Annotated in this window: 19 protein-coding genes and 1 tRNA gene; 12 read left to right on the top strand and 8 right to left on the bottom strand. The window is 68.9% G+C overall.

From position 1 onward, the window contains the following. Positions 1-56: 56 nt before the first annotated feature. The 6 genes from pgm (at position 57) to PSR88_RS32700 (ending at position 4793) form a co-directional block, all read left to right on the top strand. On the top strand, positions 57-1688 hold the full coding sequence (gene pgm / locus PSR88_RS32675) for a phosphoglucomutase (alpha-D-glucose-1,6-bisphosphate-dependent) (RefSeq protein ID WP_009479611.1): 1632 nt from the start codon (positions 57-59) through the stop codon (positions 1686-1688). Positions 1689-1747: 59 nt separating this feature from the next. Then, positions 1748-2974, top strand: coding sequence for an MFS transporter (locus PSR88_RS32680; RefSeq protein ID WP_009479612.1), 1227 nt, complete (start codon positions 1748-1750; stop codon positions 2972-2974). A 26-nt stretch (positions 2975-3000) separates the two neighbouring features. Continuing rightward, positions 3001-3489 (top strand): MauE/DoxX family redox-associated membrane protein, encoded by a 489-nt coding sequence (locus PSR88_RS32685; protein WP_016883135.1) that lies wholly within the window; start codon positions 3001-3003, stop codon positions 3487-3489. A 41-nt stretch (positions 3490-3530) separates the two neighbouring features. Beyond that, positions 3531-4262 (top strand): DsbA family protein, encoded by a 732-nt coding sequence (locus PSR88_RS32690; protein ID WP_016883134.1) that lies wholly within the window; start codon positions 3531-3533, stop codon positions 4260-4262. A 162-nt stretch (positions 4263-4424) separates the two neighbouring features. Beyond that, positions 4425-4497: transfer RNA gene (locus tag PSR88_RS32695), tRNA-Ala, on the top strand. A gap of 86 nt (positions 4498-4583) precedes the next feature. Beyond that, positions 4584-4793 (top strand): hypothetical protein, encoded by a 210-nt coding sequence (locus PSR88_RS32700; RefSeq protein ID WP_011598322.1) that lies wholly within the window; start codon positions 4584-4586, stop codon positions 4791-4793. A gap of 279 nt (positions 4794-5072) precedes the next feature. Here the strand turns inward: PSR88_RS32700 and PSR88_RS32705 are convergent, their stop codons facing one another. Beyond that, a complete protein-coding gene (locus tag PSR88_RS32705) occupies positions 5073-5474 on the bottom strand; it encodes a PAS domain S-box protein (protein ID WP_011598323.1) in 402 nt (133 codons plus the stop codon). Positions 5475-5601: 127 nt separating this feature from the next. Here PSR88_RS32705 and PSR88_RS32710 point away from each other — a divergent pair, with 127 nt between their 5' ends. Then, positions 5602-6087: an acyltransferase gene (locus PSR88_RS32710; protein WP_016883133.1), complete on the top strand. Its 486-nt coding sequence runs from the start codon at positions 5602-5604 to the stop codon at positions 6085-6087. Here PSR88_RS32710 and PSR88_RS32715 read toward each other — a convergent pair. Then, positions 6027-6551, bottom strand: a complete 525-nt coding sequence (locus PSR88_RS32715; protein WP_016883132.1) for a MarR family winged helix-turn-helix transcriptional regulator — start codon at positions 6549-6551, stop codon at positions 6027-6029. The genes PSR88_RS32710 and PSR88_RS32715 overlap by 61 nt on opposite strands. 63 nt (positions 6552-6614) lie before the next feature. Between PSR88_RS32715 and PSR88_RS32720 the strand changes: the two genes are divergently transcribed. From PSR88_RS32720 to bluB, 3 genes are read left to right on the top strand one after another with little or no spacing between them, the layout of a single operon-like run. Continuing rightward, positions 6615-7463 carry an alpha/beta fold hydrolase gene (locus tag PSR88_RS32720; protein ID WP_016883131.1) on the top strand — a complete coding sequence of 283 codons (849 nt, stop codon included), beginning with the start codon at positions 6615-6617 and terminating at the stop codon, positions 7461-7463. A 45-nt stretch (positions 7464-7508) separates the two neighbouring features. Further along, on the top strand, positions 7509-8546 hold the full coding sequence (locus PSR88_RS32725; RefSeq protein ID WP_011598327.1) for a CobW family GTP-binding protein: 1038 nt from the start codon (positions 7509-7511) through the stop codon (positions 8544-8546). Next, a complete protein-coding gene (bluB, locus tag PSR88_RS32730) occupies positions 8543-9202 on the top strand; it encodes a 5,6-dimethylbenzimidazole synthase (protein WP_016883130.1) in 660 nt (219 codons plus the stop codon). Before PSR88_RS32725 ends, bluB begins: the two co-directional genes overlap by 4 nt. Here the strand turns inward: bluB and PSR88_RS32735 are convergent. The 4 genes from PSR88_RS32735 to glp form a co-directional block, all read right to left on the bottom strand. After that, positions 9199-10623 (bottom strand): DEAD/DEAH box helicase, encoded by a 1425-nt coding sequence (locus PSR88_RS32735; protein ID WP_029539449.1) that lies wholly within the window; start codon positions 10621-10623, stop codon positions 9199-9201. The genes bluB and PSR88_RS32735 overlap by 4 nt on opposite strands. 252 nt (positions 10624-10875) lie before the next feature. Next, positions 10876-11289: a molybdenum cofactor biosynthesis protein MoaE gene (locus tag PSR88_RS32740; protein WP_011598330.1), complete on the bottom strand. Its 414-nt coding sequence runs from the start codon at positions 11287-11289 to the stop codon at positions 10876-10878. Next, positions 11282-12256 (bottom strand): bifunctional molybdenum cofactor biosynthesis protein MoaC/MoaB, encoded by a 975-nt coding sequence (moaCB, locus tag PSR88_RS32745; RefSeq protein WP_016883128.1) that lies wholly within the window; start codon positions 12254-12256, stop codon positions 11282-11284. Before moaCB ends, PSR88_RS32740 begins: the two co-directional genes overlap by 8 nt. Then, the gene (gene glp / locus PSR88_RS32750; RefSeq protein ID WP_011598332.1) at positions 12253-13437 is read right to left on the bottom strand and encodes a gephyrin-like molybdotransferase Glp; all 1185 of its coding nucleotides are present in this window, start codon (positions 13435-13437) and stop codon (positions 12253-12255) included. Before glp ends, moaCB begins: the two co-directional genes overlap by 4 nt. A 121-nt stretch (positions 13438-13558) precedes the next feature. Between glp and moaA the strand changes: the two genes are divergently transcribed. Further along, positions 13559-14614, top strand: coding sequence for a GTP 3',8-cyclase MoaA (moaA, locus tag PSR88_RS32755; RefSeq protein WP_011598333.1), 1056 nt, complete (start codon positions 13559-13561; stop codon positions 14612-14614). After that, positions 14607-14864: a MoaD/ThiS family protein gene (locus PSR88_RS32760; protein WP_009479627.1), complete on the top strand. Its 258-nt coding sequence runs from the start codon at positions 14607-14609 to the stop codon at positions 14862-14864. The genes moaA and PSR88_RS32760 overlap by 8 nt, the downstream gene beginning before the upstream one ends. Here PSR88_RS32760 and PSR88_RS32765 read toward each other — a convergent pair. Then, entirely contained in the window at positions 14861-15646 is a 786-nt protein-coding gene (locus PSR88_RS32765; protein ID WP_016883126.1) for an SDR family oxidoreductase, read from the bottom strand. The genes PSR88_RS32760 and PSR88_RS32765 overlap by 4 nt on opposite strands. A gap of 4 nt (positions 15647-15650) precedes the next feature. Then, positions 15651-16490 carry an ammonia-dependent NAD(+) synthetase gene (gene nadE / locus PSR88_RS32770; protein WP_009479629.1) on the bottom strand — a complete coding sequence of 280 codons (840 nt, stop codon included), beginning with the start codon at positions 16488-16490 and terminating at the stop codon, positions 15651-15653. Position 16491 lies beyond the last annotated feature (1 nt).

A 16491-nucleotide genomic window follows, 5' to 3' on the forward strand; every position in this document is an offset into this window, starting at 1 on the left:
GGGTGCAGGATGGGTGGGTAGTCGAGTTCGATCCCGATGAATTTCCAGGAGGTCTCGTGGCGCACGACAGAGCGGGTCAGGTGGCACTGCCGGAGGATCTCGTAGACATCGCGCACCTGGTGACCGCGTACTACAGCGGCGTGCCCGACCCCGAGAATCCCTTGCAGCAGGTGGTGTTCGGGACATCGGGGCACCGGGGGTCGAGCCTCGACAACGCCTTCAACGAGGCACACATCCTGGCCACAACCCAGGCCATCGTCGAGTACCGGGCGTCCCAGGGCATCGACGGACCGCTGTTCGTCGGGCGCGACACCCACGCCCTGTCGGAGCCGGCGTGGACGTCGGCTCTCGAGGTGCTGGCCGCGAACGACGTGACGGTGCTGATCGATTCGCGGGACCGGTACACCCCGACCCCCGCGGTCAGTCACGCGATTCTCCGCTACAACCGCAGCGGCCCGGAGTCGCAGGCCGACGGCATCGTCGTGACGCCGTCACACAACCCGCCCCGCGACGGCGGCTTCAAGTACAACCCGCCGCACGGTGGCCCCGCCGGCTCCGAGGCGACGACGATCATCGCCGACCGTGCCAACGAGTTACTCCGCCGGGACCTCTCGGGTGTGCGGAGAGTGTCCGCGGACCGGGCGATCCAGCGGGCCGAGCGGTACGACTTCCTCCGCTTCTACATCGACGACCTGCCGAGCGTCCTCGATCTCGAGGCCATCCGGAGCGCCGGAGTCCGGATCGGCGCCGACCCGCTGGGCGGAGCGAGCGTCGACTACTGGGGTGCGATCGCCGACACCCATCGGCTCGATCTCGAGGTCGTCAATCCGCTCGTCGATGCCACGTGGCGGTTCATGACCCTCGACACCGACGGCAAGATCCGCATGGACTGCTCGTCGCCCGACGCCATGGCCTCGCTGATCGGAGCCAAGGACCGGTTCGACATCTCCACCGGAAACGATGCCGACGCGGACCGGCACGGGATCGTCACTCCCGATGGGGGACTGATGAATCCCAACCACTACCTCGCGGTGGCCATCGACTACCTGTTCTCGCACCGCACGGGGTGGGGTTCGACGGTGAAGGTGGGCAAGACGCTCGTCAGTTCGTCGATGATCGACCGGGTGGTCGGAAGCCTCGGCCGCGAACTGCTGGAGGTGCCGGTGGGATTCAAGTGGTTCGTCCCCGGACTTCTCGAGGGCTCGCTCGGCTTCGGTGGCGAGGAGAGTGCGGGTGCGTCGTTCCTGCGCCACGACGGCGGGGTGTGGACCACCGACAAGGACGGGATCATCCTGGCCCTGCTCGCCTCGGAGATGACGGCGGTGACCGGCAAGACACCCTCGGTGCGGTACCGGGAACTCGCAGAGCAGTTCGGCAGCCCCGCCTACGCGCGCATCGATGCCCCCGCCACCCGGGAGCAGAAGGCGGTGCTGGCCAAGCTGTCGCCCGAACAGGTGTCGGCCACCGAACTGGCGGGGGAGCCGATCACCGCGACGCTGACGAGTGCCCCGGGTAACGGGGCCGCCCTCGGTGGGCTGAAGGTCACCACCGAGTCGGCGTGGTTCGCGGCGCGGCCGTCGGGTACCGAGGACGTGTACAAGATCTATGCCGAATCGTTCAAAGGCCCGGACCATCTCGCGCAGGTGCAGGCGGCGGCCAAGGAGCTGGTGGCCGACGTCCTGAAGTAGACGTTCGGCCGGGGTAGGTGCTGCCGCCGAAGGTGGGGCACCTACCATCGGATTCAACTATGAACACTCGCGCAGCCGGGCTGCCCGCCGGGCGCAGCCCGCGGCTCCCCTCGGAAATCTGGGTGCTGGTCTCGGCCAGCTTCGTCATCGCACTCGGATTCGGGATCGTCGCACCGGCCCTCCCGCAGTTCGCCCGCAGCTTCGACGTGAGCGTGACGGCGGCCACCGTCGTGATCTCGTCCTTCGCGTTCATGCGCCTGGTCTTCGCCCCGGTCAGCGGCCGGCTCGTGCAGAAACTGGGGGAGCGGCCGGTCTACATCACCGGACTCCTGATCGTCGCCGCCTCGACCGCCGCCTGCGCGGTCGCGGGGGACTACTGGCAATTGCTCGTCTTCCGCGCACTCGGGGGCATCGGCTCGACGATGTTCACGGTGTCGGCGATGGGCCTGGTGATCCGCATCGCACCGGTGGACAGCCGCGGTCGAGTGTCGGGGCTGTACGCGACGAGCTTCCTGATGGGATCGATCTCCGGACCCCTCGTCGGCGGGCTGCTCGTCGGATTCGGGCTCCGGGTTCCGTTCGTCATCTACGCGATCGCCCTCGTCATCGCGGCCGCGGTCGTCTTCGTCAGCCTGCGGGGTTCGCACCTGACGGCGCCCGACGCCACCGCCGCCGGAGCCGCCATGACGCTGCGGGAGGCCCTCGGGCAACCCGTCTATCGCGCCGCGCTCGGCTCCAATTTCGCGTTCGGTGGGGTGATCTTCGGCGTGCGGGTGGCGATGGTCCCGCTGTTCGTCGTCGAGGCGCTGCACCGCGACGCCGCCCTCGCCGGCATCGCCCTCACCGTCTTCGCCGTCGGCAACGCGCTCGTCCTCATCGTGTCCGGGCGGTTGTCCGACGTCTACGGCCGGAAGCTGTTCGTCCTGCTCGGACTGCTGGTGTGCGGCGCCAGCACCGTCGGGATGGGCCTCAGCGAGAACCTGCTCGTGTTCCTGGTGCTGTCCGGCATCGCAGGCGTCGGTTCCGGAGTGATGAGTCCCGCGCAGCAAGCCGCGGTCGCCGACGTCGTGGGCGCGAAGTCCCGCGGCGGTCCCGTGCTGGCCACCTTCCAGATGGTCGCCGACGTCGGCGGAGTCCTCGGACCGGTCGGGGCGGGTCTGCTCGCCCAGCACTTGTCGTACGCGGTCGCATTCGGCGTGACCGGCGGGGTCATGCTCCTCGCCGCAGTGGGCTGGCTGCTCGTGCCGAACAAGCCGGCGCCCAAGGTGTCGGTCGAGGCGGTCTGACCGGCGTCTTCGGTACGCTCGTTCGGGTGTGGATCAAGGTCGTCTCCCTTCTCGCCCGGCTGTCTCTCGCCGCCGTCTGGCTGGTCTCCGGCGCACTCAAAGTCGCCGACCCCGCCCAGACGATCATCGCGGTCCGCGCCTACCAACTGCTTCCCGAGGACCTCGTCCGGCCGGTCGCGAACACGCTGCCGTTCTTCGAGATCGCCCTCGGGCTGTTTCTGCTGATCGGGCTCGCCGTCCGCGCCACGGCCGCGGTGTCCGCCGCGCTCCTGCTCGTTCTCATCGCCGTGATCGTCTCGGTGTGGGCCCGCGGACTGTCCATCGACTGCGGATGCTTCGGCGGCGGCGGTGCGGCCGACGTGAACGGCTGGGACTACGCCAAGGAAATCCTTCGGGATGTGGGCTTCCTCGCACTGGCTGTGTGGCTGATCGTCTTCCCCCGCAGCCCGTCCGCGCTGGGGCTCGGCTCCCGCACCACTTTCTCAGTGACCCCTCAGCAGGCGGTGGCAGAGTAAGCATTCGGTAAATCGATCCGACGTCGAAGGACTGCATCCACGTGAGCTCGAAGAACAAGTACAACCCGCAGCCGGAATCCAGCCGGTCCACCTACATTCTCGGTGGGCTCGCCGTACTGGTCATTGCCGTACTGGTCATCGGTGGTGTGATCTGGCAGAGCAACCGCAGCAAGCCGCGCAACGACGGTTACGGCGGGGTCCAGAACTCCGAGGTCCAGGTGGCGCTGCAGGATGACGGCGTCGTGCGTCTCGGCCGCCCCGACGTGGCCACCACGGTCGATCTGTTCGAAGATCCCATGTGCCCGTACTGCGCCGAACTCGAGAACAAGAACGGCCAGGAACTCGCGCAGGCCGTCGACGACGGCAAGGTGGCGGTCCGCTATCACGTCCTGAACTTCCTCGACCAGCTCTCGGCCAGCGGTGACTACTCCACCCGCGCCGTCGCGGCGTCCGAGTGCGTCGCAGAAACCGGTGACGCCGTGGCGTATTCGGCGTTCCACGCGGCGCTGTTCTCGCCGTCGAACCAGCCGAAGGAGAACGGCAGCTCCGATCACACCAACGAGGAGCTCGCGCAGATCGCCGGCGACGCCGGAGCGTCCGACGAGGCCGTCCAGTGCATCACCACCGGTGCGAAGGTCGAGCAGGCCCGTGCGCACGCCGAGGCGGGCCGTCAGGCCCTCGCCGCGAGCGGCGCTACCGGCACCCCTGCCGTGGTCAAGGACGGCACCGTGATCGATGCACTCTCCAACGAGAACTGGGTGTCGCAGCTGTAGGCGGCTCCGCCGCCCGTGCGCGGTTGACGAGTGTCTGGACTCCTTAACCACGCACGGGCGCGAAGCGCCTCTGACCAGGCGATTTGTTGGCCCGGTCGGCAATGGTGTAACTTTCTTCGAGCACGGAGGAAGTCATTCCGAGTGCAGAGAACAACCGAATACGGGGCTATGGCGCAGCTGGTAGCGCACCACACTGGCAGTGTGGGGGTCAGGGGTTCGAGTCCCCTTAGCTCCACTTTCGAGAGAAGCCTCTCATCCGCAGACCATGCGGGTGGGAGGCTTTCCTCGTTCATCCCCTTGTCCCGGTGGGACACTGGCGTCATGACATTCACTGTGACGCATCGATCATTCGACCAATTGGCGGAGTTCGCCGTCACCGACTTCGGCGACGACGACAGCTACAGCATCCACGAGTCCGGGGCGCTCGTCATCGTCCGTGCCGCCCGGGAGCTGATCTACGCCCCCGGGAGCTGGTTCCTGGTGGAGCGGGAGGACGGGCAGGAGGACGGGTCGCCCGGCAACTACATGTGACCGCCCACCGCAGCGACGGCGGTCCGGGTCGAGCTCGCACATATGTTCGATCGCGAGGTAGGTTGGGCGTGTGGCCGCCAGAACCGAAACCGCGCCGGGGCGCTGTCCGAACGGGCACGCGCTGGCCGCCAACACGTGCCTGGTGGGGTGGGAGGTGTGTGGGTGCGCGACGTCGACCAACGGTGGGCACCGCACCCATTTCTGCCGGCGCTGCGGCGCGACCGTCCGGACTCCGCCGTGTAGTGGCACGGCGTCCGGCGACGGTCGGTGAGCGGGCGGTTATCGGATCGGTTGCCTCGCGGCCGTGGGGTTGCCCCAGATCGTGTCGGATTCGTCCTGGAGCACGAGGGCGACCAACCTCTCGGCACCTGCGGTGAACGTGGACGCCGCGACGCGCACCCAGATCCAGTGGCCTTCCCGGTGGCGGATGCGCAGATGTGCTGTCGCGCTGGTGCTTTCCGTGCCCAGAACCCGGGCGAGCATGGTGCCCCACAGCTCGGCGTCGTCGGGGTGGAACAGTTGCTCGTGTTCGAGGTCTGCGAATTCGGCGGTGTCGTAGCCGATCAGGGCCGCGCAGGCGGGGTTGCTGAACACGAGGTTTCGTTCCCGGTCGTGAACGCTGATCGCGTGGGGGATGGACTCCATCAGTGCAGCGAATCCGTCGCTATCCAGTTGTCTCACTGTCCCCCCTCGGGCATCTTCGTTGGCGCCCACATCGTACGCCGCGCCTCGGATCTTCGGGCGGTGTCGCAGTTAACGACGAGCAACTTCCGGTATCGAACCGGCACCGTGGCGATAGGGTGACGGGATGCGGTTCGTCACCATCGTCCAGGCCTCCGCGTTCGTCCCCGTGTGGCTTCGCGTTCTCCTGCTGATGGCGGCGGGCGCGAAAGTGTGGGGAGCCGGTATCTATTCCGGCTGCTATTTCGGCAGCAGGGACGTCACGATGGGGCTGGGGACGTTCGTCAACCGCGGAGTGCTGTTCGACGGCACCGCGCCCATCACGCTCGGCAGGCAGGTTGCTGTCGGGCACCGCGCGCAGTTCATCACGAGCACTCACGAGATCGGTCCGAGCGACGGCCGGGGCGGGCGGGTGGTCGACCGTCCGATCGTGGTCGGCGACGGGTGCTGGATCGGCGCGGGCGCGATCATCCTTCCCGGAGTGACGGTGGGGGACGGATGTGTCATCGGGGCGGGCACGGTGGTCACCCGCGACTGCGCGCCGAACGGGCTCTACGCGGGGTCGCCCGCGCGTCGTGTCCGCGACCTCGACTCCGCGCCGTCCGTGCGCTGAGCGCCGGCCTGGCGTTCGACGGTGACCGCACGGTTCACGCCGTCGAGAAACCGGGAAATGGTGGCCCTTTCGGGGGCGTCGAAGTCGTCGAGGACGGAGGCCGTCCGGTCGATGAGCGGCCCGAAGAACGCCCGACCGAGGTCGACGGCGCGGGGTGTGACCGCGAGCAACGACCTGCGGCGGTCGTCGGCGTCCCGGTCGCGCCGGATCAGGTCTGCCTTCTCCATGCGGTCGAGCAGGGCGGTGACCGAGGCGGAGTTGATGCCGAGCTGACTTCCGAGCCATCCGGGTGTGGCGACGAGTCCCGCCCGGTCGGCGTCGAGGATGCAGATCAGGGCGCGCAGATCGGTGGTGTGCAGTCCGTGCAGTTGCGCGAATTCGGCGCCGAGCAGATTCAGCTCGACTGCCAGTGCGCGCAGCCGGTGCACGGTCTGCGCGCCTTCGTCCGGGTCCACGCTCTGCAATCTACTGCGACTTTTCCTTCGTTTGTCTAGTATCTCAATTGTCGAGATAACCGAGGAGGGCTGATGAAGGCAGTCGACGACTTCTTCGCCGCCTACGACGCGCTGCTGGACGAGTGGCCGGTGGACGTCACCCCCGTCGACGTCCCGACGCGGTTCGGGTCCACCCGGGTGAACGTGTGCGGACCCGAGTCGGGGGCGTCGCTTCTGCTGCTGCCCGGGGGCGGGGCGACGTCGACCGTGTGGATCGGGAACGTCGCGGCGCTCGCCCGCAGTCACCGGGTGTTCGCGGTGGACGTCATGGGCGATGTGGGGCGCAGTGTGAACGACGGTGTACCGCTGCGCACGGCCCTCAACCTGTTCGAGTGGCTGGACGCGGTGCTCGACCACCTCGGGGTGAACGCGTCCGCGGTGGTCGGTCATTCGTACGGCGCCATGATCGCCCTCGCCTACGCGCTGCACGATTCCCGTCGCGTCGACAGCCTGGTGCTGCTCGACCCGACGTCCTGCTTTGCGGGCATGAGCCCGAGGTATCTGCTCCGTGCGGTGCCGGCGCTGATCAGGCCGACGGAGAAGCGGCAGCGGAGTCTGATCGGCTGGGAGACCGCGGGCACCGGAGTCGACCCGCGGTGGCTGGCCGTGAGCGCGCTCGGGGCGGCCGCTTTCGGCCGCACTGCGCTCATGGTGCCGCCGCGCCCGAAGGCCGAGGCGCTGGCGAGGCTGACCTCGCGCACTGCCGTGGTGCTTGCCGGGGGCAGTCGGGCGCACGATCCGGGCAGGGTGGCGGCGAACGTCCGCCGGTTGCTCCCGTCGGCCACGGTCACGACGATCCCCGGCGCCACACATCACGCGCTGCCGATGACGCCCGCTGCCGACGTCGACGCGGCGATCCTCTCCGCGGGGGCGGGACGCTAGGATGGGCGCCCGGTAGATCGTCGAGGTCCCACGGAGGTCGCAGCGTTGGCGAAGAAGCGGATTCCCGTCGTCATCGTCGCCGGATTCCTCGGTTCGGGAAAGACGACACTGCTCAACCACGTGCTGCGCAACAACCGCGGGGTCCGGGTCGGCGTCATCGTCAACGACTTCGGCGCCGTGAACATCGATTCGATGCTGGTGGCCGGTCAGGTCGATTCCATGGTGTCGCTGAGCAACGGCTGCATGTGCTGCGCCGTGGACGTCAGCGACATGGACGAGATGCTGGACCGCCTCGCCCATCCCACGTCGCAGATCGACGTCATCATCGTCGAGGCGAGCGGACTTGCCGAGCCGCGCAACATGATTCGGCTCGTTCTCGGCAGCACCAACCCGCACGTCGTGTACGGCGGCCTCGTCGTGATGGTCGACGGTGAGCAGTTCGAGGACATGTCGGCGCAGCACCCGGACCTCGGCAAGCACGTCACGCTCGCCGACCTCGTGATCCTGAACAAGACGGACCGCATCGACGACGGCCGACGCGCCGCCGTGCAGGCGATGGTCCGCGACTACAACGACCGCGCGCCCGTCCTGACCACCGCACACGGCAGGATCGAGCCCACCCTGCTGTTCGACCGTGAACCCGGGCGTGAACCGGCGGCGGGGGAGCAGCTCACCCTCGACCAGCTCCTGCTCGACCAGCACGATCACTGCGAAGACCACGATCACCTGCACTCGTCCTACGAGGCAGTCGATTTCGCCTCCGACGACCCGATCGATCCGCGTCGGCTCGTCGAGTTCCTCGAGAAGCGACCGGTCGGGATCTACCGGATCAAGGGATTCGTGCACTTCGCGGTGCCCGGACAGTCGCGGAAGTTCGAAGTGCAGACGGTCGGCCCGCACATCAGATTCACGTCGACGCGCTGGGAACCCGGCGAGGAGCGGGCGACCCAGCTGGTGCTCATCGGCGCCGACATCGAGGCCGAGCACGTGCGGACCCGGCTCGCGGACTGCGTCGTGGCGGAGGGAGACGAGGCGGACCCCGGCGCGATGCTGGGCGTGCACCGCTATACCGTGACCGCGTGACCGAGTCTGCGTGTAGTCCTGAAACGAATCCCGAGCCCGCGCTGTCCGTGTACGACGCGATCCGTCGTCGCCGCGACGTGCGGGCCGAGTTCACCGGGGAGCCGATCGCGGCCGCCGTGCTCGACCGCATCCTGGGTGCGGCGCACTGCGCCCCCAGCGTGGGCAACACGCAGCCGTGGGATTTCGTCGTCGTGCGCGACACCGCGACGCTGACCACGTTCGCCGATCATGTGGCCGGCGCCCGGCGGCGTTTCGCGGACTCGCTGCCCGAGGACCGGAAGAAGAAGTTCGATCCCATCAAGATCGAGGGGATCTGCGAGAGCGGTATGGGAGTCGTCGTCACCTACGACCGGAGCCGAGGGGGCGAACACATCCTCGGCAGGCACACGGTCGACGACACCGGTCTGTTCTCCGCGGTGCTCGCGATCCAGAACCTGTGGCTCGCCGCGGCAGCCGAGAACGTCGGCGTCGGCTGGGTGTCGTTCTACGACGAGCCGTATCTCACCGAACTGCTGGGCATCCCCGACCCGGTGCGCCCCATCGCCTGGCTGTGCGTGGGGAAGGTTGCCGAGTTCCAGCAGGTGCCGGACCTCGAGCGCTTCGGGTGGCGGGGGCGCCGGCCACTGGCCGACGCCGTCCACCTCGAAAAGTTCTAGCCCTGACGGCGGCGTGAGCCGGCCGCGGACGCCGTGCGGGTTCCACCGCCCGTGGACGACGCGGCGCGCGGGCGTCCGGCACCGCCGGAGCGGGAGCGACGTGCCCCGCCGCCCTGGCCGTGTGCGCGACCGTCCTGACCGCCGCGTCCACCCTGGGCGCCGCCCGGTCGCTGATTGCGTCCGCCGCCGTTCGACGCCGGCGCCGCCGCCTTGGGGGCGGGGGTGACGTGCGGTGCGATGGCGCCGACCAGGTCGAGCACGTGCGCGGAATCCGCGGTGCTGCGGAGAGGGGTCACCTTGATCGCGGCCTTGCGCATCAGGAGCGCGAGGTCCTTGCGCTGCTCGGGCAGCACGACCGTCACGACGTCGCCGGCGCTGCCCGCGCGTGCGGTGCGACCGGAACGGTGCAGGTATGCCTTGTGCTCGGCGGGCGGATCGACGTGGACGACCAACTGCACGTCGTCGACGTGGACGCCGCGCGCTGCGACGTCGGTGGCCACCAGCACGCGTGCCTCACCGGCGGAGAACGACGCGAGGTTGCGGTCACGGGCCGCCTGCGACAGGTTGCCGTGCAGGTCGACCGAGGGGATTCCCGCCTCGGTGAGCTGACGGGCCAGCTTGCGGGCCTGGTGCTTGGTGCGCATGAACAGGATCCGGCGTCCGGTTCCGGACGCCAGCCGCTCGACCAGCTTCCGCTTGGCTTCGACGCCGTCCACGTCGAACACGTGGTGCGTCATGGCGGCGACGGGCGAGTTCGCCTCGTCGACCGAGTGCAGGACCTCGTTCTTCAGGAACCGCTTCACCAGCTTGTCGACGCCGTTGTCCAGCGTGGCGGAGAACAGCAGCCGCTGCCCGTGCTGGGGGGTCGCGGTGAGGATGCGGGTGACGACGGGCAGAAAGCCGAGGTCGGCCATGTGATCGGCCTCGTCGAGCACGGTGATCTCGACGGCGTCGAGGCTCACGAACTTCTGCTTCATCAGGTCTTCGAGCCGTCCGGGGCACGCGACGACGATGTCGACGCCGGCCTTGAGAGCGCTCACCTGACGGTTCTGGGAGACACCACCGAAGATGGTGGTGACCCGCAGGTCGTAGGCGGCGGCGAGGGGCTCGAGGGCTGCGGTGATCTGCGTGGCGAGCTCACGGGTGGGGGCCAGGATCAGGCCCACCGGGCGGCCCGGGCGGCGCTTTCCGCCGGACAGTTCGCCCGCGAGGCGGGACACCATCGGAATGGAGAAGGCGAGCGTCTTACCGCTGCCCGTCTTGCCCCGGCCGAGCACGTCGCGGCCCGACAGCGTGTCGGGGAGGGTGTCGACCTGGATCGGGAACGGGGAGGTGATCCCCTTGTCGGCGAGTGCTTTCACCAGTGGTTCGCGGACGCCGAGCGCAGCGAACGTCGTGTCGGGAGTATGTGTATCAGACAAGTGGTCAGGCCTTTCGGGCACAGGGTTGTGCCCGGAGGGCCGATACGGAAGGTCTCCGTCGGAGCTCGAGCACAGGTTGGCGGCGTTGCCGGTCGGCAAGCTTCTTCGCCGTAAGAAGAGCGGATGCGGTGGTGCACATCCAACAGGATTCGGGTGACCGAACTGAATGCGTTCTACGACGCTCGATGACCGTCGTGGTCACCTAGTGATCGCCACTCTACCCGGTGACAGCCGACCGGTCCGACCGAGGACTCACAAACCGACCCATTCCGAGGCCCCGTCGGCGAACTTCTGCCGCTTCCAGATGGGTACCTCGTGCTTGATCCGTTCGACCAGTTCGGCGCACGCGGCGAACGCCTGGGCGCGGTGTGGTGCGGCGACCGCGGCGACCACCGCGAGGTCGCCGACGGTGAGGGACCCGACCCGGTGGACGGCGGCCACGGGCAGTCCGGTCGACGCCGCGACCTCCTCGCAGACGGTACGGAGGAAGCGCTCGGCGTCCGGGTGCGACTGGTACTCGAGGGCCGAAACGGATTGTCCGCCATCGTGGTTGCGGACGACGCCGGTGAACACCACCACGGCGCCGTGCTCGGGCCCGGCCACGACGGCGTCGACGACGGCGGGATCGAGGGGCTGATCCGAGATCTGGGCGAGGATGTCACTCATCGTGCGCACCTCCGCCTGCGACCTGAGCGAGAAGGTGGTCGACGATGGGGTCGAGGACGGACAATCCGTCCTTGACGCCACCCGGTGAGCCGGGCAGATTCACCACGACTGTGCCGTTCGCCACACCGGCGAGTCCGCGGCTCAGCGAGGCGTGCGGCGTCACCTCCGTCCCGCGGTTCCGGATGGCGTCGGCCACACCGGGGAGTTCTCGGTCGAGCACCGCACGGGTGGCCTCCGGGGTGGCATCCGTGGGGGAGACGCCGGTACCGCCGGTACTGATGATCAGCGCCGGATTGCCGGACAGTGCGTCGGCGAGGCCGACGGCGATGTCGGCGTCCGCATAGACCAGCGGGCCCCGGGTGGTGAAGCCGCGGTCCTCGAGCCACGCGGCGATCACCGGGCCGGTCGTGTCTGCCCGTGTGCCCTTGGCGCCGCCGGTCGAGGCGACCAGTACGGCCGCGGACCGCGGTGTCACCGTGGGGGTTTCGGGACTCTGCTGCTCACGCGTCCAGTGTCCGCGTTTGCCGCCGTCCTTGGTGAGCAATCGGACACCGTCCAGTGTCGCGGCGGGGTCGACGGCTTTCACCATGTCGTGCAACGTCAACCCGGCCACCGCCACGGCGGTGAGGGCCTCCATCTCGACGCCCGTCGGGCCCTTCGTCTTCGCGGTGGCCTCGATCGTGATGGCGTCGCCCGTGAACCCGAACTCCAGTTTCACCGACGACAGCGCGAGCTGATGGCACAGCGGAATCAGCTCGGACGTCTTCTTCGCACCCGCGATCCCGGCGATCCTGGCCGTCGCGAGAACGTCCGCCTTGGGCAGATCGTCGGCGCGGACCAGTTCGATCACCGCGGGTGTGGTGACCAATTGCCCGGCGGCCACCGCAATTCGGGTCGTGTCCGCTTTCGCGCTCACATCGACCATGCGGGCGCGGCCCTCACTGTCGAGGTGCGTCAGGTCGCTCATAGGGGGATCACCTTCACGAGTTGTCCGGCGTCGAGCGCGGTGACGTCGGCGGGAACGTCGAGGAGGACGTCCGCCCATGCCATCGCGGCGACGAGATGGGAACCGGGGCCGGACACGAGTTCGACTCCGGCGTCGGTGCGGCGTGCGCGGAGGAATTGCCGCTTGCCGGGAATGGAGGTGACGGCCGCGGCAAGCGGCAGCTCCTCGGGTTCGGTCGGGGGGAGCCCGGCCGCGCGCCGGATCTCGGGACGCGCGAACACCTCGAACGAGACGAGGGTGCTCACCGGGTTCCCGGGAAAGTTGAGGACGGGCGTTCCGTCCACGACGGCGGTGCCCTGCGGGCCGCCCGGTTGCATCGCGACGTGACCGAACTGTGCGCCGAGCGGCGAGAGCGTCTCCTTGACCACCTCGAAGTCGCCCATCGACACCCCGCCGGAGGTGAGGACCAGATCGGCGGTGGTGGTCGCCTCCGCGAGCAGGGTCCGGAACTCGGCCGGGTCGTCGCCGCTGCGGGTGATCGAAACGACCTCGGCGCCGTTGGCCCTGGCGCTCGACGCGAGGGCGATTCCGTTGGAGTCGTAGATCTCTCCGGGGTGCAGTGTGGTCCCCGCGTCCACCAGTTCCGCGCCCGTGGTGATCACGGCGATGCGGGGACGCGGACGCACCGGGACACGCTGCAGGCCGACGGCGGCGAGGACGGCGATGTGCCGGGCGGCGAGAACACTGCCGGCGGGCAGCAGGAGCGTGCCCTCCCGGACGTCGCTACCGCGCTCGCGCACGAATTCGCCCGCGGTGCGCGAGCGTTCGATGCGAACCTGTCCGTCCGTGGTCTGCGTGTCCTCCACCGGGACGACGGCGTCGGCGCCGTCGGGGATCGGCGCACCGGTCATGATCCGGTATGCGGTCCCGGGTGTGTGGGCGGTGGCGCCGGCCGGTCCCGCGGCGATCACGCCCAGCACCGGCAGCACGGCCGGGACCGACGCGACGGACGCGGCGTCGACCGCGTATCCGTCCATCTGCGAATTCCGGAACAACGGCAGGTCGACGGGGGAGTGAACGTCGGCGGCGAGGGCGCGCCCGAGCGCCTCGCCGAGCGGAATCTCCTCGGCCGGGCGCTCATGGAGCGTCGCGAGGAGTTCGGCGACGTGCTGGGCGTGCTGCTCCACAGAGCGTGCGGTCACGATGTTCCTCCGGCCATGGTCACCAATCCTAGGCATCCCACCAACCGGCGACGAGGGCACCGCGCCGGACAACGGTCACCCCCTCGCGGCATACTGGACAGATGCAGGGAAAGGCAACTCGATGACGGCGGTGGCGATGGGTATCCCGACCGTCCGGTCGTCGGTCTCGCTCGCAGGCAGGCCCGACGTCGACCAGCTGGTCGACCGGTTCGGCCGGGTCGCGCGTGACCTGCGGGTGTCCATCACCGAGAAATGTTCGCTGCGCTGCACGTACTGCATGCCCGAGGAGGGCCTGCCCGCCATTCCGGCGGAGAACCTCCTCACCGCGAACGAGATCGTCCGGCTCGTCGACATCGCCGTCCACCGGCTCGGTGTGCGCGAGGTGCGGTTCACCGGGGGCGAGCCGCTGATGCGGGTGGATCTCGAGCAGATGATCGCCGGGTGCGCCGAGCGTGCACCGGGGATCCCGCTCGCGATGACCACCAACGCGGTCGGTCTCGAGCACCGCGCGGCCGGGCTCGCCCGAGCTGGACTGACGCGGGTCAACGTCTCCCTCGATTCGGTCGATCGTGAGCACTTCGCGAGACTGACGCGGCGCGACCGGCTGCCGTCGGTGATCGCCGGTATCCGCGCCGCCGCCCGGGCGGGACTGGCGCCGCTGAAGATCAATGCGGTGCTCATGCCCGAAACGCTCAGTGGAGCCGCCGATCTCCTGGAATGGTGCCTGAGCGAGGGCGTCGCGCTGCGGTTCATCGAGGAGATGCCGCTCGACGCCGATCACGAGTGGGCACGCGAGAACATGGTTGCCGCCGACCGGTTACTGGCCGTCCTCGGCGAACGATTCACCCTCACCGAACACGGGAGAGAAGATCCGTCGGCGCCCGCCGAGGAGTGGCTCGTCGACGGCGGACCGGCCACGGTCGGAATCATCGCGTCCGTCACCCGCTCGTTCTGCTCGGACTGCGACCGCACCCGTCTCACGGCCGAGGGAACGGTACGGTCGTGCCTGTTCAGCGACCAGGAGATCGACCTGCGGGCGGCCCTGCGGTCGGGGGCGGGCGACGAGGAATTGGCGCAGTTGTGGCGCGGCGCGATGTGGAACAAGTGGGCAGGCCACGGAATCAACGCGGACGGCTTCGCCCCGCCGCAACGCAGCATGGGAGCTATCGGTGGTTGACGTGACAGGCATTTCCGTTCGGTACTTCGCGGCCGCCGCCGACGCGGCGGGCTGCACCAAGGAAACTCTCGACCTCCCCGCCGGCGCCGACCTCGGCCAGGTGAAGGAACATCTCCTGGCCAAGTACGGCCCCGACATGCAGCAGGTGCTGTCGGTCTCCGCTTTCCTGGTGGACTCCGAGCTGACGCGCGACCTGACCCGCAGCGCCGGCACGCAGGTGGACGTCCTGCCGCCGTTCGCAGGCGGCTAGCGGGCCGCGTTCACGGAGTCGGCCAGCCACCGGTCGAAAGTGATCGTTCCGAACCGATTGTCGGGCACCAGGTTCGACCCGTCCCGAAAGAACTGACCCATCGCGCCCGGAAGGGGCACGGTCACGACGAATCCGTGCGTCCCGGTGGCCTTCTTCCATGCCGCCGTCAGATCGCGTGCGGTGCGAACCTCCGGTCCACCGATCGTGATCGTCCTCTCCGGCGCCGGTTCGGCGGCCAGGGCGGCGTCGACCAGCGCGGTCGCGACATCCCTGGTGTCGATGGTCTGGAAGCTCGTCTTGGAGAACGCGGGGATCAACCCGGCCCGGCTCGCCGGCCTCGCGATCATGGGAATGAAGTCGTGGAACTGGGTCGCCCGCACGATCGACGTCGCCACCGCGGCGCTCTCGTAGACCCGTTCCTGCTTCCGCTTCGCCTGGTAATAGGGGAATGCGCTGCGGTCGACGTTGACGATGGAGAGCAGCACGGCGCGTCCGACCCCCGCGCCGTCCGCCGTGGCGAGGAGGTTCTCGGCGCCCTTCTCCAGCACGGCCCGGGTGCCGCGGGTCTTGCCGTCGGTGGTGTCCACCACGACGTCGACACCGTCGAGTGCCTCCGCGAGGCCGTCACCGGTGACGAGATCACCATGGAAATGGGCGATCTCGCTGCCCGGCGCACCGCCGTGCCGGGTCAGGACACGGACGGAGTGACCGCGCGCGAGGAACTCCTTGACCACCTGCCTGCCTGCAGTGCCGGTACCGCCCGCGACGAGCGCCTGGACCATCGGGTCACCGCCACCACGTGTCGAGCGGGGTCACCGGGACCGCCCGCTTGTGGCGGGTATTAAGGAACATCGTCTCCAGCTTCTGCGCGACGGCGTCCGGCACGTCCTTGCCTTCGAGGTAGTCGTCGATCTGGGCGTACGTGACTCCCAGCGCTTCCTCGTCGGGGAGGGCGGGCCGATCGTCCTCGAGGTCGGCGGTGGGGACCTTCTTCCACGTGCTCTCGGGTGCGCCGAGTTCTCGCAGGAGCGCGGCGCCCTGACGCTTGGACAACCCGGTCAGCGGGGTGACGTCCACGCCGCCGTCGCCGAACTTGGTGAAGAAGCCGGTGATCGCCTCGGCGGCATGGTCGGTGCCGACGACGAGATACCCGAGCTGGCCGGCGATCGAGTACTGGATCACCATGCGTTCGCGGGCCTTGATGTTTCCGCGGACGAAGTCGCGGAGTTCGCCGCCGTCGCCGATGATGTGGCGCAGCGCCTCGGACGACTCCTTCGCGGTGGCGTCCGCACCGGGCTTCACGTTGACGACCACCGACCGGTCGGGCTTGATGAAGTCGAGGGAGATCTGCGCGTCGGACTCGTCTGCCTGGGTGCCGTAGGGCAGCCGCACGGCGACGAACTCGGCGTCGTGGCCCTCGTCGCGCAGTTCGCTCGCCGCGAGCTGGGCGAGGCGTCCGGTGAGGGTGCTGTCCTGACCGCCGCTGATGCCCAGGACGAATCCCTTGGCCGGGGTCGACAGCAGGTAGTCCTTCAGGAACTGAACACGTTTGCGGATCTCGTCGGCCGCATCGATGGTGGGCCGGGCACCGAGTTCCTCGAGGATCTGCGCACGTAGATTAGCCATG

The organism is Rhodococcus sp. DK176 (genome assembly GCF_038447315.2).
GTDB classification, from domain to species: Bacteria; Actinomycetota; Actinomycetes; order Mycobacteriales; family Mycobacteriaceae; genus Rhodococcus_F; species Rhodococcus_F jostii_A.